This is a genomic window from Candidatus Pantoea rara (assembly GCF_051136265.1).
GTDB classification, from domain to species: Bacteria; Pseudomonadota; Gammaproteobacteria; order Enterobacterales; family Enterobacteriaceae; genus Pantoea; species Pantoea rara.
On the sequence record NZ_CP194942.1, the window covers coordinates 323136 to 344844 of the forward strand.

Consider the following 21709-nt stretch of genomic DNA (forward strand, 5'->3'; position numbering starts at 1 on the left):
GCTCATCCCGCTATCCTACACTCTGGAGTGAACTCCAGAGTCAAGACTATTTTCTCAGACGACCCACAAGGAGCGCACGATCATAAAGTGACCCGCAAAGTAGCAGGCGGCGACGATCGCGCTGTCAGCGGTGAAGCGACGGCGATAGTGCGAGATAAACCAGACGGCGTTTGCCAGCAGCAGCAGACCGGCACCGACCATGATCGAGAAGCTGTAATCGGTCGGGCGGAAGAAGTACTGCTCGGTTGCTATCCAGGTCATCACCAGCGTCATGCCGATAAACGTACAGACAGGCCAGCGCAGATCCTCCAGTCGGCTCCAGATGATGCCAATCAGTGCGGCACCGATGATCAGCAGCGTCAGCGGAATCGGCCAGAAGAAGGTCATGGTCATGCTGGCAGCGAAGCAAAGCGTATAGAGCAGGTGCGACAGGAAGAAAGCCCCGACGGCATAGAGCATCTGCTGACGTGGCAGCAGCGTTAACGCATCACCGACCAGCGTCGCGACCAGACCGGCCAGAATCAGGTAGTCAGTGGTCTGCAGCACCGGTGCCTGCCAGGCCAGCCCAACGAGAAGCAGCAGCGTGACCGGTTTAAACAGCCAGCGTTGCCACTGCGGGCCGCGATAGGTGGCATCGACATACAGCCAGCCGGAGAAAAGTACAGCGAGGAAAGACCAGAGCATTGTTTCTCCCTTTTTTTACTCAAAATGGTGAAAGATCCCAAAATATCCCTTCCAGTTTAGGTTAAGCCTCTGAGATGTGACAATCAGGCAACTCTGGTTGTATGCTTTGCCGCCTCATTCATTCTCCCGCAGGCAGGAAAGCGCTATGAGCAAACCGCCGCTAATTTTTATCATCGTCCTGGCAATTATCGCCGTGCTGGCGACCCGTCAGTTCATCAGGCAACGCCGTGAAGTGGCGGTCAATGATGCGTCACCGGCGCGTTCTCTGCAGGCTGAGGTCAAAACCAAACGTGAATTTCCTTCTCCCAATCGCCGTTCACGGCAGCGCGAAGTGATCGCCGGAGAAGAGATGCGATTTGAGGTGCTGTTTCATCCACTGAACGGGGCCAGCGACATTAAAGTGCAGCTGAAAGAAGAGGAATATCACCAGCTGGATAAAGGCGCGAGAGGCGAACTGAAGATGCAGGGCACGCGCTTTATCAGCTTCACGCCTTTACAGTAACGGGCGGGCATAGCGCCCGCACGGCACTATTTCTTGCGTGGGAAGTTTTTCTTCTGCCAGGCGACCAGTTCGAACACCCCGAACAGAAACACTTTGGCCTGGGTGACGCGGTCAATCGGCGGCGCATCTTTGGTCTGCGTGGTGCGCAGTAACACCAGCTGCAGACCGTGCATCAGGATCATGAAAATCAGCGCAACGTTAATAAAATAAGTCAGCGGTTTCGGGTAGGGATGAACCAGGTTAGCCAGTAAAAATCCCCACACGCAAAGCATCAACAGACGCCCCAAATTAAGTAACATCCTGCGTCTCCTGTTGACGTTGATACAAACGATAAGCCACTTGTCCGGCTATTTTCTCGCGATAAAGATCCCACTCTGGCGGCACCGGCGGTGCGCCATTTTCTACTTCACTTTCGACGTAAATCAGCGCCTGATCGGCCAGCCAGTGATTCTGCTCCAGCAACTGCAACGTCTGTTCCAGCAATCCCTGACGAAACGGCGGATCGATAAATACCACATCAAAGGGCTCGCCCGGCTGTGCCAGCCAGTTTAACGCATTGGTCTGGATCACGGTGCCATTACTGGCGCGCAGCGTCTGCAGATTTTTTGTCAGTTGCTGCGCCACCGGACGTTCCAGCTCCAGCAGGGTCGCCGATCCCGCGTAACGCGATAACGCTTCCAGTCCTAATGCGCCGCTTCCGGCAAAGCAGTCGAGGCAGCGCGCCTCTGGCAACACCGGGGCCAGCCAGTTAAACAGCGTTTCACGCACCCTATCGGTGGTCGGGCGCAGCCCGGCGCTATCCGGCACCGGTAATTTACGTCCGCGCCACTGGCCGCCAATGATGCGAATCTGCCCGGCACCGCCTGTACTGCGGGGGTTTTTGTTCATCTCGCTCACAACTCGTCATAATTTGTTGCGTAGTTTAACGGGCGAATGGGTGAGAAGAAACGTTAAAAAAGGGTGCTGTGGTGAGCTGGCTGGAAAGTGTTAGACTACTGAGTTGCTGAAGTCATGCATTATTCTGCGGTTTACGCTGGTCTGGCGCTGACCGACTTTCATTGATTTACCCCTGGAAACCACGCGCGACCAGGACAAAGCCATCGAGGAGTGTCGTCACACAATGGCAAAAGAGAAAAAACGTGGCTTTTTTTCCTGGCTGGGATTTGGCAAAGAGGAAGAGAAACAACCTGCAGCAGAGGAGCAGACGCAAGAGGTCACTGAACCTGCACAGCAGCAGACAGAACAGGAAGCCCCGGCATTAAGCCAGGCTGAAGCGCAAGCGGAAGAGACTGTCGTTATCACCGAAACGGTGGCCGGACAGCAGCGTGAGGCGGACGTCACCGCGGCAGCGCCGCATGAATCAGCACCCATGGTGCTCGATGAAGCTGAGCCGATTGAGGCCGATCCTGAAGCGCTACTGGACGTCTCCGCACCTGAACATGACGCGAAACCGGGTATCGGCGCCGACGACGTGGTCACGCCGATCGCTGATGAGGCTCCTGCAGACGCACCGTTAAGCGAAGAGGAGCTGACCGCGCTGGCGCTGGGCGACGCTCCGATTGTTGAAATCCCGGAGAGCGAAGCAGACGCACCGTTAAGCGAAGAAGAGCTGACCGCGCTGGCGCTGGATGACGCCGGGATTGTCGAAACGCCGCACAGCGAAGCAGATGCGCCGCTAAGCGAAGAAGAGCTGACTGCGCTGGCACTCGGTGACGCCGAAGTCACTGACGCGGAACCGGCTGATGCGTTATCCGATACCGTCAGCGATCTTCCGCTGGCCGCCGCGCCTCTCATCGTGCAGGAGCAGGAGCGTCCGAGCAAAGAGGGCTTCTTTGCCCGCCTGAAGCGCAGCCTGGTAAAAACCCGTCAGAACCTCGGTTCCGGTTTTATCAGCCTGTTCCGTGGCAAAAAAATTGATGATGACCTGTTTGATGAGCTGGAAGAGCAACTGCTGATTGCGGATGTGGGTGTGGATACCACTCGCCGCATCATCACCCATCTGACCCAGCAGGCAAACCGCAAGCAGCTGCGTGACGCGGAAGCGCTTTACGGCCTGCTGAAAGCGGAAATGGCTTCTATTCTGACGAAAGTGGATGCGCCACTGGATGTCTCAGGCAAAACGCCCTTTGTCATCCTGATGGTTGGCGTTAATGGCGTGGGTAAAACCACCACCATCGGTAAGCTGGCGCGCCAGTATCAGGCCGAAGGCAAAACGGTGATGTTAGCGGCTGGTGATACCTTCCGTGCGGCGGCGGTTGAGCAGCTGCAGGTGTGGGGTCAGCGCAATAACATTCCTGTGATTGCTCAGCACACGGGCGCAGATTCCGCTTCGGTGATCTTCGATGCCATTCAGGCAGCGAAATCGCGTGGCGTTGACGTGCTGATTGCCGATACGGCCGGTCGTCTGCAGAACAAATCGCATCTGATGGAAGAGCTGAAAAAAATCACCCGCGTGATGAAAAAACTGGATGATTCAGCGCCACACGAAGTGATGCTGACGCTGGATGCCAGCACCGGACAGAATGCGGTCAGCCAGGCCCGACTGTTTAACGAAGCCGTCGGCCTGACCGGTATTGCGCTCACCAAGCTGGATGGCACGGCCAAAGGCGGTGTGATCTTCTCGATAGCCGATCAGTTCGGTATTCCGATTCGCTACATTGGCGTGGGTGAAGGCATTGAAGATTTACGGCCGTTTAAGGCGGAAGATTTTATTGAGGCACTGTTTGCCCGAGAGGACTAATTAGGATGATTCGCTTTGAAGAGGTCAGTAAGGCATATCTCGGCGGACGTCAGGCGCTACAGGGCGTAGATTTCCGTCTGCGTCCTGGCGAAATGGCGTTTCTGACCGGCCACTCCGGTGCCGGTAAAAGTACCTTGCTGAAGCTGATTTGTGGCATTGAGCGCCCGAGTGCTGGAAAAATCTGGTTCAGCGGCCATGACATTTCCCGCCTGCGTAACAGTGAGGTGCCTTTTCTGCGTCGTCAGATTGGCATGATTTTCCAGGATCACCATCTGCTGATGGATCGTTCGGTTTATGACAATGTGGCTATCCCACTGATTATTTCCGGTGCCAGCGGCGAAGATATCCGTCGCCGCGTCTCGGCGGCACTGGATAAAGTCGGCCTGCTCGACAAAGCGAAAAGTTATCCGATTCAGCTTTCGGGCGGTGAACAGCAGCGTGTGGGCATCGCCCGGGCGGTGGTGAACAAACCGGCCGTACTGCTGGCAGATGAACCGACCGGTAACCTTGACGATGCGCTGTCAGAAGACATTCTGCGCCTGTTTGAAGAATTTAACCGTGTCGGCGTCACCGTTCTGATGGCGACGCATGACAGCGGCCTGATCGCCCGACGCAATTACCGGATGATGACGCTGAATCAGGGACGTCTGCACGGAGGCCACGATGGTCAATAAACGCATTAAACGTCCGGCTGCACCGAAAGCGAAGCAGCAGTCGAAGAGTAAAGCGCTGAAGGGCGGCTGGCAGGAGCAGTGGCGTTATGCACTGCGCGGCACGCTTTCTGATATGTGGCGTCAGCCGCTGGCTACGCTGCTGACGGTCATGGTTATCGCCATTTCACTGACGCTGCCCAGCGTCTGCTACATGGTGTGGAAAAATGTCAGCCAGGCGGCCACACAGTGGTATCCGGCTCCACAGTTAACGGTTTATCTCTCCAAAACGCTGGATGATACAGCGGCAGAAAACGTGGTGGCGCAGCTCAAGCAGGTCGACGGCGTGGATAACGTCAACTACCTGACGCGGGAAGAGGCGCTGAACGAGTTCCGCAACTGGTCAGGCTTTGGCGGCGCAATGGATATGCTGGAGCAGAATCCGCTGCCTGCGGTAGCCATCATCACGCCGAAGCTCAACTTCCAGAATTCAGACACCATGCAGAACCTGCGCGATCGGGTGAGCAAAGTGCAGGGCGTGGATGAAGTGCGGATGGATGACAGCTGGTTTGCAAGACTGGCAGCGCTGACCGGGCTGGTGGGGCAAATCGCCTCAATGATTGGCGTGCTGATGATTGTGGCGGTGTTCCTGGTGATCGGTAACAGCGTCCGTCTCAGTATCTTTGCCCGACGCGACACCATTAACGTGCAGAAGCTGATTGGTGCTACCGACGGCTTCATCCTGCGTCCTTTCCTTTACGGTGGGGCGCTACTGGGCTTCAGCGGCGCGGTGCTGTCATTGCTGCTGTCAGAAGTGCTGGTGCTGCGTCTGCAATCTGTTGTCGCCAGTGTGGCGACCGTATTTGGTACCACCTTCTCGCTGGAAGGCTTCTCCTGGGATGAGGCGCTGCTGCTGTTACTGATTTCAGCGATCATCGGCTGGGTAGCGGCGTGGCTGGCAACGGTACAACATTTACGTCGATTTACGCCGCAGTAAACGCCTGCAACATTTTTTTGTTATAATGGTCCTCTGCTGCCGAGGGTGGGTGCAGAGGATTTTTTCCCTCTTCCCTTCCTGTCATCTGTGTGTAAAATATTCACTGCTACAATTGAACTTGTGGATAACTTTACCACTCTAAGTAGCACAGATTGCTTTCGGATCTCGCGCGACGTTGACGTAATGTATCGTCTGCGCAGGGAAATGTGCGGCAATTCCACTAAATTTGTGAGGGTTTGAATGACCAAAGAAATGCAAACTTTAGCTATTGCTCCTCTTGGTAACCTGGAGTCTTACGTCCGGGCTGCGAATACCTGGCCGATGCTCTCGGCTGAAGAGGAAAAAGCGTTGGCTGAACGGCTGCATTACCAGGGCGATCTGGAAGCAGCAAAGACGCTGATCCTGTCTCACCTACGCTTTGTAGTTCATATCGCTCGTAATTACTCCGGCTACGGTCTGCCACAGGCTGACCTGGTCCAGGAAGGCAACATCGGCCTGATGAAAGCGGTACGTCGCTTCAACCCTGAAGTGGGCGTGCGTCTGGTTTCATTTGCCGTGCACTGGATTAAAGCGGAGATTCACGAATACGTGCTGCGTAACTGGCGTATCGTGAAAGTCGCGACCACCAAAGCACAGCGTAAGCTGTTCTTTAACCTGCGTAAAACCAAGCAGCGTCTGGGCTGGTTCAATCAGGACGAAGTCGAGATGGTTGCGCGTGAGCTGGGCGTAAGCAGCAAAGATGTACGTGAAATGGAGTCGCGTATGGCCGCGCAGGACATGACCTTTGATATGTCTGCTGACGACGAGAGCAGCGAAGGCCGTTCGATGGCGCCGGTGCTTTATCTCCAGGATAAAACCTCTGACTTTGCTGACGGCATTGAAGAGGATAACTGGGACGCACACGCCGCTGACAAGCTGAGCTATGCGATGGAAGGTCTGGATGAGCGTAGTCAGCACATCATTCGCGCCCGCTGGCTGGATGAAGACAATAAAACCACGCTGCAGGAGCTGGCCGATCAGTATGGTGTATCAGCCGAACGTGTCCGGCAGCTTGAAAAGAACGCCATGAAGAAACTGCGTATGGCGATCGAAGCGTAACGCACTTCAACACCTCAAGGGGCGACAGATGATGTCGCCCTTTTTGTTTTCTGCACCTGTCTATTCTACCGCCCGTATCCAGCCATCACTCTGCGCCCTGAAACCACACGCCTGCATGAACGCTGCCCGCACCTGCTGATCGTCACTGCCATCATCGGCAATCCACCAGTCTGATATCGACCCATTCTGCCTGATTGTATCTTCAAGCAGATACTGACCCACGCCGCGTCGGCGGGTGACATCGCGCACCGTCAGCCGGTGAATCTTGCCATGCATCCCCGAGATTTCCAGTTGCAAACCCGCCAGCAGCCGATCGTTAAAGCGCGCGGCGTAGAGACGATGTCGCTCACTCATACTCTGTTCCAGTTGTTCAATCTCCAGATCCGGCCAGACTTTGCCAAGATCGATGCGGTCCTGCGCAGTCAGCGTGGTTAAACGCTGAATAGTGAGCTTCATAACAAAAACCTCTGTAATAGGGGGAAAGTGCAGCGAAAGTATACAACCAGAGTGCCACCACATTTTCATCAATAAAACAGGTCAAAAGATGGCCTGGATGCCAGGATAATAGTTGTAAACAGGGATAGCAGGCGATCAATCCAGCACAACGCGCTGGCAAAGTGGTCATAAACCGGCCGTTGCCTCCAGTGTATTATGCTGTTTCACTCAGCCAATTCTGAATATGTCAGTTGATTTACAGAATAAACTTCCTGTTTAATAACCTGAAAAATAAAGCCTTATTACTAAAAAATGCCAGAAAAGTACGCTAACTCCTTCATGCTTAATCAGTTTTCGGCTTTATCTGGCAACGCAAGCACGCACAACATACACGACAAAACAAATGGGGTAGTCAGGATGAAAATGAAAGGTCGCGCATTACTGGCAGGATGTGTAGCACTGGCGATGAGCCATGCGGCGCTGGCTGAAGATATCAAAGTGGCAATTGTCGGCGCAATGTCGGGTCCGGTGGCACAGTACGGTGACATGGAGTTCGCGGGTGCCACGCAGGCGATTGAAGATATCAATGCCAAAGGTGGCGTAAACGGTAACAAGCTGGTTGCAGTGAAATATGATGACGCCTGTGACCCGAAACAGGCGGTTGCGGTAGCGAACAAGGTGATTAATGACGGTATCCATTACGTGATCGGCCACCTCTGCTCTTCCTCTACCCAGCCCGCGTCTGACATCTATGAAGATGAAGGCGTGCTGATGATTACCCCGGCCGCGACCGCACCTGACCTGACTGCCCGTGGCTATAAACTGATTATGCGCACCACCGGTCTCGACTCCGATCAGGGCCCGACTGCCGCAAAATATGTGATGAGCGAGCTTAAGCCTAAGCGCATCGCCGTGGTTCATGACAAACAGCAGTATGGCGAAGGCCTGGCGCGCTCCGTGCAGGAGAGCCTGAAAAAGCAGGGCGCTAATATTGTGATGTTTGAAGGTATCACCGCAGGCGACAAAGATTTCTCTACCCTGGTGGCGCGCTTCAAGAAAGAGAATGTCGATTTCGTCTATTTCGGCGGCTACTACCCGGAAATGGGCCAGATCGTGCGTCAGGCACGTGCTGCAGGCCTGAAAACCCAGTTTATGGGGCCTGAAGGCGTGGGTAACGCCTCGCTGTCGAATATCGCCGGTGCGGCTTCTGAAGGCATGCTGGTGACCCTGCCGAAACGCTACGACCAGGTTGAAACCAACAAACCGATCGTTGACGCGCTGAAAGCGAAGAAACTGGATCCGACCGGACCGTTCGTCTGGACTACCTATGCGGCTCTGCAGTCGCTGGCAACCGGTATGGAGCGCAGCAAAAGCACTGAGCCGGACGCTATCGTGAAAAACCTCAAGGAGGGCGCTGCGGTGCCAACCGTGATGGGCAACCTGAACTGGGATGAGAAGGGCGATCTCAAGGGCTTTGAATTCGGCGTCTTCAAATGGCATGCCGATGGCACCTCGACCGCAGTGAAGTAAACCAGGCTGTTTTGTGGTGAGCAGGAAGCCGAATAACCGGTTTCCTCTCACCAGCGACACGAACGCCTGGTGCTCGTCTGCCAGGCGTTTTTTGTACCCCGTTCGCCTGCGATCGGTTAAGTAAGGGTCAAGGTATGTCCGAGCAGTTCCTCTATTTTATTCAGCAGATGTTTAACGGTGTGACCCTGGGTAGCACCTACGCGCTGATCGCCATCGGTTACACCATGGTTTACGGCATTATCGGCATGATCAACTTCGCCCACGGCGAGGTCTACATGATCGGTAGCTACGTCTCCTTTATCGTCATTGCTGCCCTGATGATGATGGGCATCGACACCACCTGGCTGATGATTGCAGCCGGCTTTGTGATGGCCGTCATTATCTCCAGCGCCTATGGCTGGAGCATTGAGCGCGTCGCCTACCGGCCTGTGCGTTCATCCAAGCGCCTGATTGCGCTGATCTCCGCCATCGGGATGTCGATATTCCTGCAAAACTACGTCAGCCTGACGCAGGGCTCACGCGACCTGGCGCTGCCGAGCCTGATCACCGGACAGTGGACGGTAGGCGAGAGCAACGGTTTTGCCGCCACTATCTCCACCATGCAGATTGTGATCTGGGTGGTGACGTTCCTGGCGATGCTGGCGCTGACCACCTTTATCCGCTATTCCCGCATGGGACGCGCCTGTCGCGCCTGCGCTGAAGATCTGAAAATGGCCAGCCTGCTGGGAATAAACACCGACCGTGTGATCTCGCTGACCTTTGTGATCGGTGCCGCGATGGCGGCGGTCGCAGGCGTGCTGCTGGGCCAGTTCTATGGTTCGATCAACCCCTTCATCGGCTTTATGGCGGGCATGAAAGCCTTCACCGCCGCCGTGCTGGGCGGGATTGGCAGTATTCCGGGTGCGATGATTGGCGGCCTGGTGCTGGGCATTGCTGAAGCGCTGACTTCGGCGTATCTCAGCACAGAATATAAAGATGTGGTCTCGTTTGCCCTGCTGATTGTGGTGCTGCTGGTGATGCCAACCGGGATTCTGGGTCGCCCGGAGGTCGAAAAAGTATGAAGACTTCCTTTATCAACGCCCTGATCTCCTCAGTGATGTTGCTGGTGCTCGCCACCTTCTTTATGGGGCTACGCCTGAATCTGGACGGCACCAATCTGGTGGTTCAGAACGCCGGTAGTGTGCGCTGGAACTGGATCGCTGCAGGCTGTGCGGTGGTGTTCCTGTTCCAGCTGCTTCGCCCGGTATGGCAAAGCGGCCTGAAGAAAATTTCCGGCCCGGCGCTGGTGTTACCGGGTCTGGATGGTTCGACGCCGAAGCAGAAGCTGGTGATGGCGGTGATGATTATCGCCGCGATTGCCTGGCCATTCCTGGTATCACGCGGCACCGTCGATATCGCCACTATGACGCTGATCTACGTGATGCTCGGTCTGGGCTTAAACGTCGTCGTCGGACTCTCTGGCCTGCTGGTGCTGGGTTATGGCGGCTTCTATGCCATTGGTGCTTACACCTTTGCGCTGCTGAACCACTATTACGGTCTCGGTTTCTGGCAGTGCCTGCCGCTTTCCGGCATGGTAGCCGCACTGTTTGGTCTGCTGCTGGGCTTCCCGGTACTGCGACTGCGCGGTGACTACCTGGCGATTGTGACACTGGGCTTCGGTGAAATCGTGCGTATTCTGCTGCTGAACAACACTGCCCTGACCGGCGGACCGAATGGCATCAGCCAGATCCCGAAACCGACGCTGTTTGGTCTGGAGTTTGGCCGTACGCCACGTGAAGGCGGCTGGGATACCTTCCACAACTTCTTTGGGCTGAAGTATGATCCCAGCGACCGCATTATCTTTCTCTACCTGGTGGCGCTGCTGCTGGTGGTGCTGACCCTGTTCGTGATTAACCGGCTGCTGCGTATGCCGCTGGGCCGGGCCTGGGAAGCGCTGCGCGAAGATGAGATTGCCTGCCGTTCACTGGGCCTTAGCCCGACCCGCATTAAGCTGACTGCCTTTACCATCAGTGCCGCGTTTGCTGGCTTTGCCGGCAGCCTCTTCGCGGCGCGTCAGGGCTTTGTCAGCCCGGAATCCTTTACCTTTGTCGAATCCGCCTTTGTACTGGCGATTGTGGTTCTGGGCGGGATGGGCTCGCAATTTGCGGTGATTCTGGCGGCCATTCTGCTGGTGGTGTCACGCGAGCTGATGCGCGATCTTAATGAGTACAGCATGCTGGTGCTGGGTGGTCTGATGGTGCTGATGATGATCTGGCGTCCGCAGGGATTGTTGCCAATGAAGCGTCCGCATCTGAAGCTCAGAACCGCTAAAAAAGGAGAGCAGGCATGAAGCCTTTATTAGCCGTTGAAGGCCTGATGATGCGCTTCGGCGGTCTGTTAGCCGTGAACAATGTGGCGCTTGAGCTGCGTCCGCAGGAGATCGTTTCGCTGATTGGCCCCAACGGTGCTGGTAAAACCACCGTGTTCAACTGCCTGACCGGCTTTTACAAGCCCACCGGCGGCACGATTAAGTTACGTGAGCAGCATCTGGAAGGCTTGCCGGGCCAGAAGATTGCGCGGATGGGCATCGTGCGCACTTTCCAGCACGTGCGTCTGTTCCGTGAGATGACAGTGATTGAGAACCTGCTGGTGGCGCAGCATCAGCACCTGAAAAGTGGTGTCTTTTCCGGTTTACTGAAAACGCCGGCGTTTCGCCGCAGTGAGAGCGAGGCGCTGGATCGTGCGGCGACCTGGCTGGAGCGGGTCGGTCTGCTGGATCTGGCTAACCGGCAGGCAGGCAATCTGGCCTATGGTCAGCAGCGTCGGCTGGAGATTGCGCGCTGCATGGTGACGCGCCCGGAGATCCTGATGCTGGATGAACCGGCGGCGGGCCTTAATCCCAAAGAGACGCACGAGCTGGACGCGCTGATTGCGGAACTGCGTGGTGAACACAAGGTGTCGGTGCTGCTGATTGAACATGATATGAAGCTGGTGATGGGCATTTCTGATCGTATATACGTGGTCAATCAGGGAACGCCGCTGGCTAACGGAACGCCGGAGGAGATTCGTAATAACCCGGATGTCATTCGTGCCTATTTAGGAGAGGCCTGAGATGGCAAATGCGATGTTAACCATTGAGAACGTCAGTGCCCACTACGGCAAAATTCAGGCGCTGCACAACGTCAGCCTCTATATCAATCAGGGCGAAATCGTTACCCTGATTGGCGCTAACGGAGCCGGAAAAACCACGCTGCTGGGCACGCTCTGCGGCGAGCCGCGCGCGACCCAGGGCACCATTACCTTTGATGGCAAAGCCATTACCGACTGGCAAACGGCGCGCATCATGCGTGAAGCGATTGCCATCGTGCCAGAGGGACGGCGGGTATTCTCGCGTATGACGGTGGAAGAGAACCTGGCGATGGGCGGCTTTTTTGCCAGCCGACCGGACTATCTGACGCGGATTAAGCGCGTATATGAACTTTTTCCGCGTCTGGAAGAGCGTAAAATCCAGCGCGCCGGAACCATGTCAGGTGGCGAACAGCAGATGCTGGCGATTGGCCGTGCGCTGATGAGCCAGCCGCGCCTGCTGCTGCTGGATGAACCGTCGCTGGGACTGGCACCGATCATCATTCAGCAGATTTTCGATACCATTGAGCAGCTGCGCAGCGAGGGGATGACGATTTTCCTGGTAGAGCAGAATGCGAATCAGGCGCTGAAGCTGGCGGATCGGGGCTATGTGCTGGAGAACGGGCATGTGGTGCTTGAAGACACCGGTGCAGCGCTACTCTCCAACGAAGCCGTCCGCAGCGCGTACCTCGGAGCCTGATGGGGCACGGCCTGGCTTACTTGCCAGGTTCGGGTTGGGCAGTGCTCGCCATCCTCACGTACTATGTGTACGCTCCGGTGGCTGCGCGCTGTCCGCCCGCAACCTGCCTGCGCCGCCGACGGCCTTAAATATCGGTGTTGGTGGAGCCGCAATTAGCGTTTGAGTGAAGTGTAAACCCGCATCGCACGTTTTCACTTCCTGATCGCTCTGCCATTTATGTAACTAAAAACGGGCCGCGTGGGCGTTTTGCCGCCGCGCTGTCTGCATCCTCTTTTCCTCTCTTTCGCCTGTCATCTGGCTGTCATCTGGTTGTTATTAATCCGTCATTTCCCCGTGTCATGTTACTTCGCGAAACAGAAATCCGTGATTTCACGCGTATTTACCTGCACAGGAAAATTCTATGTCCGTCGTTACCTTTCGTCGTAGCCTGATGAGCGCGCTGCTCGGTCTGACGCTCAGCAGCCATGCCATGGCCGCCACTGAGATCCCTTTCTGGCACTCCATGGAAGGCGAGCTTGGCAAAGAAGTGGATTCGCTGGCACAGCGTTTTAACGAGACGCATCCCGATTACAAAATTGTTCCGACCTACAAAGGTAACTACGAGCAGAGCCTGGCAGCAGGGATTGCGGCAGTGCGTAGCGGCAAGGCGCCTGCCGTACTGCAGGTCTACGAAGTCGGTACGGCAACCATGATGGCCTCAAAAGCGATTGTGCCGGTGCATCAGGTTTTTAAAGACGCCGGAATTCCTTTCGATGAAAAACAGTTCGTGCCAACGGTAGCGGGCTACTACAGCGACAGCAAAGGTCAGTTGATCTCTCAGCCGTTCAACAGCTCAACGCCGGTACTCTATTACAACAAAGATGCCTTTAAGAAAGCGGGTCTGAACCCGGACCAGCCGCCTAAAACCTGGCAGGAGCTGGCGAGGGATGCCGCCGCACTGCGTAAATCGGGCATGAGCTGTGGCTACGCCAGCGGCTGGCAGGGCTGGATCCAGATTGAAAACTTCAGCGCCTGGCATGCTCTGCCGGTCGCGACTGAAAACAACGGATTTGACGGGCTTGATGCGGTGCTGGAGTTCAACAAGCCGGTACTGGTTCGTCATATCGAACTGCTGGAAGCGATGAACAAGAAAGGGGACTTCACCTACTTTGGCCGCAAAGATGAGTCCACCGCTAAGTTCTACAACGGCGACTGCGGTATCACCACCGCCTCATCCGGTTCACTGGCTGATATCCGTCACTATGCCAAATTCAACTTCGGCGTTGGCATGATGCCGTATGACGACACCGTGCCAGATGCGCCGCAGAACGCCCTGATCGGCGGTGCCAGCCTGTGGGTGATGAAAGGCAAAGATGCGGCAACCTACAAAGGCGTGGCCGAGTTCATGCAGTTCCTGGCTAAACCGGAAATTGCTGCGGAATGGCACCAGAAAACCGGCTATCTGCCGATTACTACCGCCGCCTACGAGCTGACGAAACAGCAGGGCTTCTACGATAAGAATCCGGGTGCGGATATCGCCACCCGCCAGATGATGAACAAGCCGCCATTGCCGTTCACCAAAGGGATGCGTCTGGGCAACATGCCGCAGATTCGTACCGTGATCGACGAAGAGCTGGAAAGCGTCTGGACCGGCAAACAATCACCGCAAAACGCGATGGATAACGCAGTGAAACGCGGCAACGAGCTGCTGCGCCGCTTCCAGCAGCAGGTGAAGTAATCTCCCCTTGCGGGCCAGCGCAGGCTGGCCCCTCTCTTCTGACGTCAGGTACGCCATGTCTTCATCTCGTCCGGTCTTTCGCACCAGTCTGTTGCCCTATCTTCTGGTGCTGCCGCAACTGCTGATTACCGCTATCTTCTTTCTCTGGCCTGCCGGTGAAGCGCTGTGGTACTCGCTGCAAAGCCTCGATCCTTTTGGCATCTCCAGCAGCTTTGTCGGGCTGGAAAACTTCAGACGGCTGTTTGCCGATCCTTACTATCTGGATTCGTTCTGGACCACCATCAAATTCAGCGGCATGGTTACGGTGTTCGGCATGGTCTTGTCGCTACTGCTGGCAGCGCTGGTGGATTATGTGGTGCGACTGCGCCGCCTCTATCAGACCCTGCTGCTGCTGCCCTACGCCGTTGCGCCCGTGGTAGCTGCGGTGCTGTGGATGTTTCTGTTTAACCCTGGCCTGGGCCTGTTCAGCTACCTGCTGAACCACGTCGGCTACAACTGGAACTACGCGCAGAACAGCGGTCAGGCGATGTTCCTGGTGGTGCTGGCATCGATCTGGCAGCAGATGAGCTACAACTTCCTGTTCTTCTTCGCCGCATTGCAGTCTATCCCCAAATCGCTGGTGGAAGCCGCCGCGATTGACGGTGCCGGACCGGTACGTCGTTTCTTCAACCTCTCACTGCCGCTGATTACGCCGGTCAGCTTCTTCCTGCTGGTGGTGAACCTGATCTACGCCTTCTTCGATACCTTCCCGGTGATCGATGCCGCAACCGGCGGCGGGCCGGTGCAGGCGACCACCACGCTTATCTACAAAATCTATCGCGAAGGCTTTACCGGGCTGGATCTCTCCTCGTCTGCGGCGCAGTCGGTAGTGCTGATGCTGCTGGTGATTGGGTTGACGGTGCTCCAGTTCCGCTTTGTTGAACGTAAGGTGCAATACCAATGATTGAGAATCGACGCGGACTGGATATCTTCAGCCACATTGTGCTGGTGCTGGGCGTGCTCACTATTCTGTTTCCGCTCTATGTCGCCTTTGTGGCGGCGACGCTGGATAACGAGGCGGTTTATCAGGTGCCGATGACGCTGGTGCCCGGCACGCACCTGTGGGAGAACATCTCGCGCATCTGGACGCATGGCGTCAACGGCAGCGGACCGGCGTTTGGCCTGATGCTGTTTAACAGCATGATCATGGCGCTGGGTATCACCTTCGGCAAAATTACCGTATCGATGCTGTCGGCGTTTGCGCTGGTCTGGTTCCGTTTTCCGCTACGGTCGCTCTTTTTCTGGCTGATTTTCATCACCCTGATGCTGCCGGTTGAGGTGCGTATCTTCCCCACGGTGCAGGTGATAGCCGACCTTAATCTGCTCGACAGCTACAGCGGATTAACCCTGCCGCTGATGGCCTCGGCGACCGCAACTTTCCTGTTCCGTCAGTTCTTTATGTCGCTGCCGGATGAGCTGGTGGAAGCCGCGCGCATCGACGGTGCCAGCGCAATGCGCTTCTTTATCGACATCGTTCTGCCGCTGTCGAAAACCAATCTGGCGGCGCTGTTTGTGATCACTTTTATCTACGGCTGGAACCAGTATCTCTGGCCACTGCTGATCATCAATGATGCCAGCCTCGGCACGGCGGTGGCGGGGATCAAAAGTATGATCTCCACCAGCGGATCACCGACCCAATGGAACGAAGTGATGGCGGCAATGTTATTAACCCTGATTCCGCCGCTGGTGGTGGTATTAGTCATGCAGCGTGCCTTTGTGCGCGGTCTGGTTGAGAGTGAGAAATAAGATGGCAGGCGTAACCCTTCAGGCAGTAACCAAGTCCTACGATGGCAAAAATCAGATCATTCAGCCGCTGAACGTCACCATCAATGAAGGCGAGTTTATGGTGATGGTCGGGCCATCTGGCTGCGGAAAATCGACCCTGCTGCGCATGGTGGCCGGACTGGAGCGCGTCACCTCTGGCGATATCTATATCGACAACCGCCGCGTCACCCAGGAAGAGCCGAAAGATCGCGGCATTGCGATGGTGTTCCAGAACTATGCGCTCTATCCCCATATGTCGGTGGAGGAGAACATGGCCTATGGCCTGAAAATCCGCGGGATGGGCAAAGAGCAGATCCGCCAGCGCGTGCTCGATGCGGCCCGCAGTCTGGAGCTGGATCACCTGCTGATGCGTCGGCCTCGCGAACTCTCCGGCGGACAGCGTCAGCGCGTGGCGATGGGACGCGCTATCGTGCGTGAACCGGCAGTGTTTCTGTTCGATGAGCCGCTATCGAATCTTGATGCCCGCCTGCGTGTGCAGATGCGTCTGGAGCTGCAACAGCTGCACCGCCGCCTGCAGACTACCAGCCTCTATGTGACGCACGATCAGGTCGAGGCGATGACGCTGGCGCAAAGAGTGATGGTGATGAACAAAGGCGTGGTCGAACAGCTCGGCACGCCGGTCGACGTATATGAACGTCCGGCCAGCCAGTTTGTGGCCTCGTTTATCGGCGCGCCCGCCATGAACCTGCTGAAAGGGCAGTTCAGCAGCGATGGCTCGCGCTTTAACCTCGATGCCTCGCATGCCCTGCCGCTCAGCGACAGTAAAGCGAAATGGGCCAACCGGCCGGTGGTGCTGGGCATCCGGCCAGAGCATATTCAGCTCAGCAGCCGCGAGCAGGGTGGTGTGCCGCTGCGGGTCGATACGCTGGAGATGCTGGGAGCCGATAATCTGGCACATGGCCGCATCGGTGACACGCCACTGGTGGTACGCTTAGCGCACAGCGAACGGCCGCAGCCTGGCAGTACGCTGTGGCTGCATCTGCCATCAGATGCGTTACACTTCTTTGATTCAACCCATGGAAAGCGACTGGAATGAGCACACAACACTGGCCCTATCCGCGCATCGTCGCCCATCGTGGCGGCGGTAAACTGGCACCGGAAAACACGCTGGCCGCGATTGACACGGGCGCGAAATATGGTCATCAGATGATTGAGTTTGATGCCAAATTATCAATGGATGCGCAGATCTTCCTGTTGCATGACGATACGCTGGATCGCACCAGCAACGGCTGGGGCGTGGCGGGGCAGTTGCCGTGGGAGAAGCTGTCGCAGCTTGATGCGGGCAGCTGGTTTGGTCATGCATTTACCGGCGAGAAGCTGGCGCGGCTGGATGAGGTGGCGGCACGCTGTCGTCAGCATCAGATGATGGCGAACATCGAGATCAAGCCGACCACCGGCAGTGACGCTGAAACCGGACGTGCCGTAGCGCAGGCTGCCGCGATCCTGTGGCAGGATCAGACAGCACCGTTGCTCTCTTCGTTCTCTTTTGACGCGCTGGAAGCGGCGATGCAGGTCGAGCCGCAACTGCCACGTGGCCTGCTTTCGCACAGCTGGGATCCAGCGTGGCAGGAAAAAACGACCGCGCTGAGGTGCGTGTCGATCCATCTCAATCACAAAGTGCTGACCGCAGAGCGGGTCGCCGAACTGAAAGCCGGCGGACTGAAGATTCTGGTTTATACCGTGAACAGCCCGGATCGGGCGCGGGAGTTACTGAAGTGGGGCGTCGATGCCATCTGTACCGACAGCATCGACATCATTGGCCCCGATTTTCATTAGTTCTGGTTTTGATTCTGATTCGGCTGGCCCGGCTGCGAGGTAATCACCCGCTGCTGGGCGCTGTTCCGCTGTTCCTGCATTTTACGCTGCATGTCCTGCGTCTGACGCTGCTGATCCTGGCGCAGCTTGAGCTGTTGCTGCTGCTGGCCGGTCTGCATCTGCGACTGCATCCGCTGCTGACTCGGGTTATAGCCAGGTTTATTCGGATCGTTGGTGCTGTTCAGCGTGTTCGCCTGGCTGGCGAAAGGCAGCAGGGCGGCTAAAACAATTATCCACTTTTTCATCTCTCCTCCTTCCTTAACGCGACAGGGTTTTGGGTGCACAACGGCGCACACCGATATCAGGGTCGCACTCATAAGTTTACCCGATATCACAGACCTTACTTTCAGATGTATTCCTGATTTGACTTAACCCTGATTATTTTGCTGTATTTGTAGAGACTTGCAGAAATGATAAAAAAATGTAAATAACAATACGGGATGGTGGCAGGATGAAAATGCAGCAAACAATGCGTCAGCTTAGCTGGTCGCTGGTGATGAGTTTCACGGTGGTGGCAGGTGCTAACGCTGCTCCTGTTCAGGCTCCGCCGGTCTCCTACGGCGTGGACAGTGATACTTTTCATCCGGTAAAAGCGCAGCACGGTATGGTGGCATCAGTGGATGCGATGGCAACCCAGGTCGGCGTTGAGATCCTGCGTCAGGGCGGGAATGCGGTGGATGCCGCGGTCGCTGTGGGTTTTGCGCTGGCCGTGACCCATCCGCAGGCAGGCAACCTGGGCGGCGGCGGCTTTATGCTGTTGCGCACCGCGTCTGGCCGCGCGACTGCCATCGATTTCCGTGAAATGGCACCGGGCCATGCGTCGCGCGATATGTTCCTGGATAAGCAGGGCAATGCCGACAGTAAGCTGTCGCTGACATCACATCTTGCCTCCGGTACGCCGGGTACCGTCGCCGGACTGGCGCTGGCGGCGCAGAAATATGGCACTCTGCCGCTGAGCACTCTGCTGGCACCGGCGATCAAACTGGCGCGTGACGGTATTCCGGTCAACGATGCGCTGGCGGATGATTTGAAAACTTACGGCAAAGAAGTACTGGTCACCCATCCCAACAGCAAAGCAATCTTCTATAAACCGGACGGCACGCCGTGGCAGAAGGGCGATCGGCTGGTGCAGAAAAACCTGGCCCACAGCCTGCAACTGATTGCCCGTCAGGGACCGGATGCCTTTTATAAAGGTGAAATCGCGGATGAGATCGCCGGAGAGATGGCGCAACACGGTGGTCTGATCAACAAAGCTGACCTGGCGGCCTATCGTGCGGTCGAGCGTAAGCCCGTCAGCGGGACTTACCGTGGTTATGAAGTTTTCTCGATGCCGCCTCCGTCATCCGGTGGTATCCACATCGTGCAGATCCTCAATATCCTGGAGAACTTTGATCTGGCGAAGATGGGCTTTGGCAGCGCTGACGCTATGCAGGTGATGGCGGAAGCGGAAAAATATGCTTATGCGGATCGCTCGGAGTATCTCGGCGACCCCGATTTCGTGAAGGTGCCGTGGCAGGCGCTGACCAGTAAAGCGTATGCCAGATCGCTGGCGCAGCACATCGATGTGGCGAAGGCGCGCCCTTCCAGCGAGATCAAGCCCGGCAAACTCGAACCTTATGAAAGTAATCAGACGACTCATTTCTCGGTGGTGGATAAGCAGGGCAATGCGGTCGCGGTAACCTATACGCTTAACACCTATTTCGGCAGCGGGATTGTGGCGGGCAACAGCGGCATCCTGATGAATAATGAAATGGATGACTTCTCAGCCAAGCCAGGCACGCCAAATGTCTATGGGCTGGTCGGCGGGGAAGCGAATGCGGTGCAGCCAGCGAAACGCCCGTTGTCATCAATGTCGCCGACTATCATCGCCAAAGGAGGCAAAACCTGGCTGGTAACTGGTAGTCCTGGCGGTAGCCGCATTATCACCACGGTGCTTCAGATGGTAGTTAACAGCATCGATTTTGGAATGAACGTGGCGGAAGCCACCAATGCACCGCGCTTCCATCATCAGTGGTTGCCGGATCAGCTGCGGGTGGAGAAGGGCTTCAGTCCGGATACGCTGCGTCTGCTGGAAGCCAAAGGTCAGCATGTGAAGGTACTGCCGTCGATGGGCAGTACGCAGAGCATCATGATCGGGCCGGATGGCATGCTCTATGGCGCTTCCGATCCGCGCAGTATTGATGATTTGAGTGCGGGTTATTGAGATTTGAGACTGCTGACAGCCTCAAACCCAGGTGATAACTGACAGCAAACCTTGTCAGGATTTATCAGAAGAAAGGGCACTTCGGTGTCTTTTCTGCTTCCACACGTCAGGCTTTAACCCGCGCCATATAATGCGCGTCGATTAGTTCACCGTGACGTAATGCGAAGCCTTTAGCCGTTCCCTCAATCTCAAAACCGAAACGCTGATAAAGGGCGATGGCCGGGCCATTATCGACGAATACCGTCAGCTCCATCCGGCTCACCTGTAACCAGTTGTCGCATAACATGACCATTTCACGCATGAGTGCAGTGCCGACGCCTCGCTGCCGGTAGCGTTCATCCACACCCATTCCCAGAGAGGCGACGTGACGGCGTCTGGCGCGATCTTCCACATGCAAAGCACACTGGCCGACGACCTCCTCATCAATACAGGCCACCAGCAGATGCGCATTGGGCTGAGGTGTGGCGAGACGGGTATGCCACATCTGGAGTGATGAGTGGGGCAGATGGAGTGTGCTGGCCTGGGTATCTGGCTGACCGTAAATCCTGTGCAGCGCAGCAGCATCTTCTGGCGTGACGTGACGGACAACGATTTCACTCATGGTCTCTCCTTTAGCCGATAAAACCTTTTAAACATCAAGGTATTCACCCTGAGAATCAAGCTAAAAAACAGGGAAAAGGCTTTACAGATACGAATGATAATGATTATTATTGCTATGCGTTCCCGGGAGGTCGCCTGACAGCCTGAGAAAGCACGACATTGCTCACATTGCTTCCAGTATTATTTCGCCAGCTTATCCGCTGGCTTTTTTTTGCCTCCTCTCCTTCAATGCTTTTCAGTCACGGGTTCACACTCATTCAACTATTTTGAACAGAGGGGTGAAGTTTTTCAGCTATCAATCAAACCACCTCAGAGACACACTATAAAAAACATTGAGGAGATTTGAACATGATCTATGTACGCAAAGCTGAAGAACGCGGTCACGCAAACCATGGCTGGCTGGATAGCTGGCACACCTTCTCTTTTGCCAGCTATCACGATGCGAACTTTATGGGTTTCTCCGCGCTGCGGGTCATCAATGAAGATGTGATCGATGGCGGTCAGGGGTTTGGCACCCATCCCCATAAAGATATGGAAATCCTGACCTACGTGCTTTCCGGCACGGTTGAGCATCAGGACAGCATGGGAAACAAAGAGCAGATCCCGGCAGGGGAGTTCCAGATCATGAGCGCCGGCACCGGCGTCCGTCACTCAGAATACAATGCCAGCGAAAGCGATCCGCTGCACCTCTATCAGATCTGGATCATTCCTGAGCGTGCCGGCATTGAGCCACGTTACGATCAGCGCCGCTTCCCGGATATTAAAGGGCGTCAGCTGGTGTTAAGCCCGGATGCACGTGAAGGTTCGCTGAAAGTTTATCAGGACATGACCTTATCACGCTGGGTACTGGCTGCCGGTGAGCAGGAAAGCGTCGCGATTGATGCAGGACGTCGTATCTGGATTCAGGTGGTTAAAGGTGATGTGACCGTTAACGGCAACGCGATCACCACCAGCGATGCCCTGGCGATCTGGGATGAAAGCGCGCTGACAATTGAAGCCAGCTCGGCTGCAGAAGTCCTGCTGTTTGATCTGCCACCGGTCTAAGCCGATAACGGGCGCGCATCGTCGCGCCCGGTTGGCAATTTTGTGACAGAAAAGTGATAGACTCA

At 56.0% G+C, this 21709-nt stretch carries 23 protein-coding genes; 17 read left to right on the forward strand and 6 right to left on the reverse strand.

From position 1 onward, the window contains the following. Positions 1-54: 54 nt before the first annotated feature. The gene (locus ACR8BF_RS01475) at positions 55-684 is read right to left on the reverse strand and encodes a lysoplasmalogenase (protein WP_179898785.1); all 630 of its coding nucleotides are present in this window, start codon (positions 682-684) and stop codon (positions 55-57) included. 145 nt (positions 685-829) lie between these two features. Between ACR8BF_RS01475 and ACR8BF_RS01480 the strand changes: the two genes are divergently transcribed. After that, positions 830-1186 (forward strand): DUF2500 domain-containing protein, encoded by a 357-nt coding sequence (locus ACR8BF_RS01480; RefSeq protein ID WP_179898786.1) that lies wholly within the window; start codon positions 830-832, stop codon positions 1184-1186. A 26-nt stretch (positions 1187-1212) separates the two neighbouring features. Here ACR8BF_RS01480 and ACR8BF_RS01485 read toward each other — a convergent pair whose 3' ends face one another. Both ACR8BF_RS01485 and rsmD read right to left on the reverse strand, forming a co-directional pair. Continuing rightward, positions 1213-1485: a DUF1145 family protein gene (locus ACR8BF_RS01485; protein WP_003852192.1), complete on the reverse strand. Its 273-nt coding sequence runs from the start codon at positions 1483-1485 to the stop codon at positions 1213-1215. Continuing rightward, complete coding sequence (gene rsmD / locus ACR8BF_RS01490) at positions 1475-2074, reverse strand: 16S rRNA (guanine(966)-N(2))-methyltransferase (protein WP_010671526.1); 600 nt, start codon at positions 2072-2074, stop codon at positions 1475-1477. Before rsmD ends, ACR8BF_RS01485 begins: the two co-directional genes overlap by 11 nt. Before the next feature lie 232 nt (positions 2075-2306). On the opposite strand from rsmD, the gene ftsY reads away from it, so the two are divergent. From ftsY to rpoH, 4 genes are all read left to right on the forward strand, one after another. Beyond that, positions 2307-3926 carry a signal recognition particle-docking protein FtsY gene (ftsY, locus tag ACR8BF_RS01495; protein WP_434745471.1) on the forward strand — a complete coding sequence of 540 codons (1620 nt, stop codon included), beginning with the start codon at positions 2307-2309 and terminating at the stop codon, positions 3924-3926. 5 nt (positions 3927-3931) lie between these two features. Next, positions 3932-4600: a cell division ATP-binding protein FtsE gene (gene ftsE / locus ACR8BF_RS01500; RefSeq protein ID WP_003852197.1), complete on the forward strand. Its 669-nt coding sequence runs from the start codon at positions 3932-3934 to the stop codon at positions 4598-4600. Beyond that, entirely contained in the window at positions 4590-5573 is a 984-nt protein-coding gene (gene ftsX / locus ACR8BF_RS01505) for a permease-like cell division protein FtsX (protein ID WP_179898788.1), read from the forward strand. Before ftsE ends, ftsX begins: the two co-directional genes overlap by 11 nt. Positions 5574-5813: 240 nt before the next feature. Next, a complete protein-coding gene (gene rpoH / locus ACR8BF_RS01510) occupies positions 5814-6671 on the forward strand; it encodes an RNA polymerase sigma factor RpoH (protein WP_003852201.1) in 858 nt (285 codons plus the stop codon). Between the two features lie 60 nt (positions 6672-6731). Here the strand turns inward: rpoH and panM are convergent, their stop codons facing one another. Then, positions 6732-7127 (reverse strand): aspartate 1-decarboxylase autocleavage activator PanM, encoded by a 396-nt coding sequence (panM, locus tag ACR8BF_RS01515; protein WP_292987000.1) that lies wholly within the window; start codon positions 7125-7127, stop codon positions 6732-6734. 396 nt (positions 7128-7523) lie between these two features. On the opposite strand from panM, the gene ACR8BF_RS01520 reads away from it, so the two are divergent. The 10 genes from ACR8BF_RS01520 (at position 7524) to ugpQ (ending at position 17758) form a co-directional block, all read left to right on the forward strand. Continuing rightward, positions 7524-8636 (forward strand): branched-chain amino acid ABC transporter substrate-binding protein, encoded by a 1113-nt coding sequence (locus tag ACR8BF_RS01520; RefSeq protein ID WP_179898790.1) that lies wholly within the window; start codon positions 7524-7526, stop codon positions 8634-8636. Positions 8637-8770: 134 nt separating this feature from the next. Beyond that, positions 8771-9697 carry a high-affinity branched-chain amino acid ABC transporter permease LivH gene (livH, locus tag ACR8BF_RS01525; protein ID WP_009087789.1) on the forward strand — a complete coding sequence of 309 codons (927 nt, stop codon included), beginning with the start codon at positions 8771-8773 and terminating at the stop codon, positions 9695-9697. Next, on the forward strand, positions 9694-10965 hold the full coding sequence (locus ACR8BF_RS01530; protein ID WP_179898791.1) for a high-affinity branched-chain amino acid ABC transporter permease LivM: 1272 nt from the start codon (positions 9694-9696) through the stop codon (positions 10963-10965). Before livH ends, ACR8BF_RS01530 begins: the two co-directional genes overlap by 4 nt. After that, entirely contained in the window at positions 10962-11726 is a 765-nt protein-coding gene (gene livG, locus ACR8BF_RS01535; protein WP_179898792.1) for a high-affinity branched-chain amino acid ABC transporter ATP-binding protein LivG, read from the forward strand. Before ACR8BF_RS01530 ends, livG begins: the two co-directional genes overlap by 4 nt. 1 nt (position 11727) lies before the next feature. After that, positions 11728-12441, forward strand: a complete 714-nt coding sequence (gene livF, locus ACR8BF_RS01540; RefSeq protein WP_008926291.1) for a high-affinity branched-chain amino acid ABC transporter ATP-binding protein LivF — start codon at positions 11728-11730, stop codon at positions 12439-12441. A gap of 400 nt (positions 12442-12841) precedes the next feature. Then, on the forward strand, positions 12842-14158 hold the full coding sequence (gene ugpB, locus ACR8BF_RS01545; RefSeq protein ID WP_434745472.1) for a sn-glycerol-3-phosphate ABC transporter substrate-binding protein UgpB: 1317 nt from the start codon (positions 12842-12844) through the stop codon (positions 14156-14158). A 55-nt stretch (positions 14159-14213) separates the two neighbouring features. Beyond that, positions 14214-15101 (forward strand): sn-glycerol-3-phosphate ABC transporter permease UgpA, encoded by an 888-nt coding sequence (ugpA, locus tag ACR8BF_RS01550; protein ID WP_179898794.1) that lies wholly within the window; start codon positions 14214-14216, stop codon positions 15099-15101. Next, positions 15098-15943, forward strand: a complete 846-nt coding sequence (ugpE, locus tag ACR8BF_RS01555; RefSeq protein ID WP_179898795.1) for a sn-glycerol-3-phosphate ABC transporter permease UgpE — start codon at positions 15098-15100, stop codon at positions 15941-15943. Before ugpA ends, ugpE begins: the two co-directional genes overlap by 4 nt. 1 nt (position 15944) lies before the next feature. Further along, positions 15945-17018: a sn-glycerol-3-phosphate import ATP-binding protein UgpC gene (locus tag ACR8BF_RS01560; RefSeq protein WP_136196369.1), complete on the forward strand. Its 1074-nt coding sequence runs from the start codon at positions 15945-15947 to the stop codon at positions 17016-17018. Beyond that, on the forward strand, positions 17015-17758 hold the full coding sequence (gene ugpQ, locus ACR8BF_RS01565; protein ID WP_292986972.1) for a glycerophosphodiester phosphodiesterase: 744 nt from the start codon (positions 17015-17017) through the stop codon (positions 17756-17758). Before ACR8BF_RS01560 ends, ugpQ begins: the two co-directional genes overlap by 4 nt. Here the strand turns inward: ugpQ and ACR8BF_RS01570 are convergent. After that, positions 17755-18042: a DUF2756 domain-containing protein gene (locus tag ACR8BF_RS01570; RefSeq protein WP_179898798.1), complete on the reverse strand. Its 288-nt coding sequence runs from the start codon at positions 18040-18042 to the stop codon at positions 17755-17757. The genes ugpQ and ACR8BF_RS01570 overlap by 4 nt on opposite strands. A gap of 212 nt (positions 18043-18254) precedes the next feature. Between ACR8BF_RS01570 and ggt the strand changes: the two genes are divergently transcribed. Then, positions 18255-20000, forward strand: coding sequence for a gamma-glutamyltransferase (ggt, locus tag ACR8BF_RS01575; RefSeq protein WP_434745473.1), 1746 nt, complete (start codon positions 18255-18257; stop codon positions 19998-20000). Positions 20001-20106: 106 nt separating this feature from the next. Here the strand turns inward: ggt and ACR8BF_RS01580 are convergent, their stop codons facing one another. Continuing rightward, positions 20107-20601: a GNAT family N-acetyltransferase gene (locus ACR8BF_RS01580; protein ID WP_179898800.1), complete on the reverse strand. Its 495-nt coding sequence runs from the start codon at positions 20599-20601 to the stop codon at positions 20107-20109. A gap of 347 nt (positions 20602-20948) precedes the next feature. Here ACR8BF_RS01580 and ACR8BF_RS01585 point away from each other — a divergent pair, with 347 nt between their 5' ends. Beyond that, positions 20949-21644: a pirin family protein gene (locus tag ACR8BF_RS01585; RefSeq protein ID WP_434745474.1), complete on the forward strand. Its 696-nt coding sequence runs from the start codon at positions 20949-20951 to the stop codon at positions 21642-21644. The last annotated feature ends 65 nt before the right edge of the window (positions 21645-21709 follow it).

Coding starts and splice junctions, on each gene's coding strand:
- ACR8BF_RS01585 (WP_434745474.1), top strand. CDS start 20,949: ATGATCTATGTACGCAAAGCTGAAGAACGCGGTCACGCAAACCATGGC.
- rsmD (WP_010671526.1), bottom strand. CDS start 2,074: ATGAACAAAAACCCCCGCAGTACAGGCGGTGCCGGGCAGATTCGCATC.
- panM (WP_292987000.1), bottom strand. CDS start 7,127: ATGAAGCTCACTATTCAGCGTTTAACCACGCTGACTGCGCAGGACCGC.
- ugpQ (WP_292986972.1), top strand. CDS start 17,015: ATGAGCACACAACACTGGCCCTATCCGCGCATCGTCGCCCATCGTGGC.
- ACR8BF_RS01530 (WP_179898791.1), top strand. CDS start 9,694: ATGAAGACTTCCTTTATCAACGCCCTGATCTCCTCAGTGATGTTGCTG.
- rpoH (WP_003852201.1), top strand. CDS start 5,814: ATGACCAAAGAAATGCAAACTTTAGCTATTGCTCCTCTTGGTAACCTG.
- ggt (WP_434745473.1), top strand. CDS start 18,255: ATGCAGCAAACAATGCGTCAGCTTAGCTGGTCGCTGGTGATGAGTTTC.
- ACR8BF_RS01475 (WP_179898785.1), bottom strand. CDS start 684: ATGCTCTGGTCTTTCCTCGCTGTACTTTTCTCCGGCTGGCTGTATGTC.
- ACR8BF_RS01480 (WP_179898786.1), top strand. CDS start 830: ATGAGCAAACCGCCGCTAATTTTTATCATCGTCCTGGCAATTATCGCC.
- ACR8BF_RS01485 (WP_003852192.1), bottom strand. CDS start 1,485: ATGTTACTTAATTTGGGGCGTCTGTTGATGCTTTGCGTGTGGGGATTT.
- ACR8BF_RS01520 (WP_179898790.1), top strand. CDS start 7,524: ATGAAAATGAAAGGTCGCGCATTACTGGCAGGATGTGTAGCACTGGCG.
- ACR8BF_RS01580 (WP_179898800.1), bottom strand. CDS start 20,601: ATGAGTGAAATCGTTGTCCGTCACGTCACGCCAGAAGATGCTGCTGCG.
- ugpA (WP_179898794.1), top strand. CDS start 14,214: ATGTCTTCATCTCGTCCGGTCTTTCGCACCAGTCTGTTGCCCTATCTT.
- ugpE (WP_179898795.1), top strand. CDS start 15,098: ATGATTGAGAATCGACGCGGACTGGATATCTTCAGCCACATTGTGCTG.
- livG (WP_179898792.1), top strand. CDS start 10,962: ATGAAGCCTTTATTAGCCGTTGAAGGCCTGATGATGCGCTTCGGCGGT.
- livF (WP_008926291.1), top strand. CDS start 11,728: ATGGCAAATGCGATGTTAACCATTGAGAACGTCAGTGCCCACTACGGC.
- ftsX (WP_179898788.1), top strand. CDS start 4,590: ATGGTCAATAAACGCATTAAACGTCCGGCTGCACCGAAAGCGAAGCAG.
- ftsE (WP_003852197.1), top strand. CDS start 3,932: ATGATTCGCTTTGAAGAGGTCAGTAAGGCATATCTCGGCGGACGTCAG.
- ACR8BF_RS01570 (WP_179898798.1), bottom strand. CDS start 18,042: ATGAAAAAGTGGATAATTGTTTTAGCCGCCCTGCTGCCTTTCGCCAGC.
- ftsY (WP_434745471.1), top strand. CDS start 2,307: ATGGCAAAAGAGAAAAAACGTGGCTTTTTTTCCTGGCTGGGATTTGGC.
- ACR8BF_RS01560 (WP_136196369.1), top strand. CDS start 15,945: ATGGCAGGCGTAACCCTTCAGGCAGTAACCAAGTCCTACGATGGCAAA.
- livH (WP_009087789.1), top strand. CDS start 8,771: ATGTCCGAGCAGTTCCTCTATTTTATTCAGCAGATGTTTAACGGTGTG.
- ugpB (WP_434745472.1), top strand. CDS start 12,842: ATGTCCGTCGTTACCTTTCGTCGTAGCCTGATGAGCGCGCTGCTCGGT.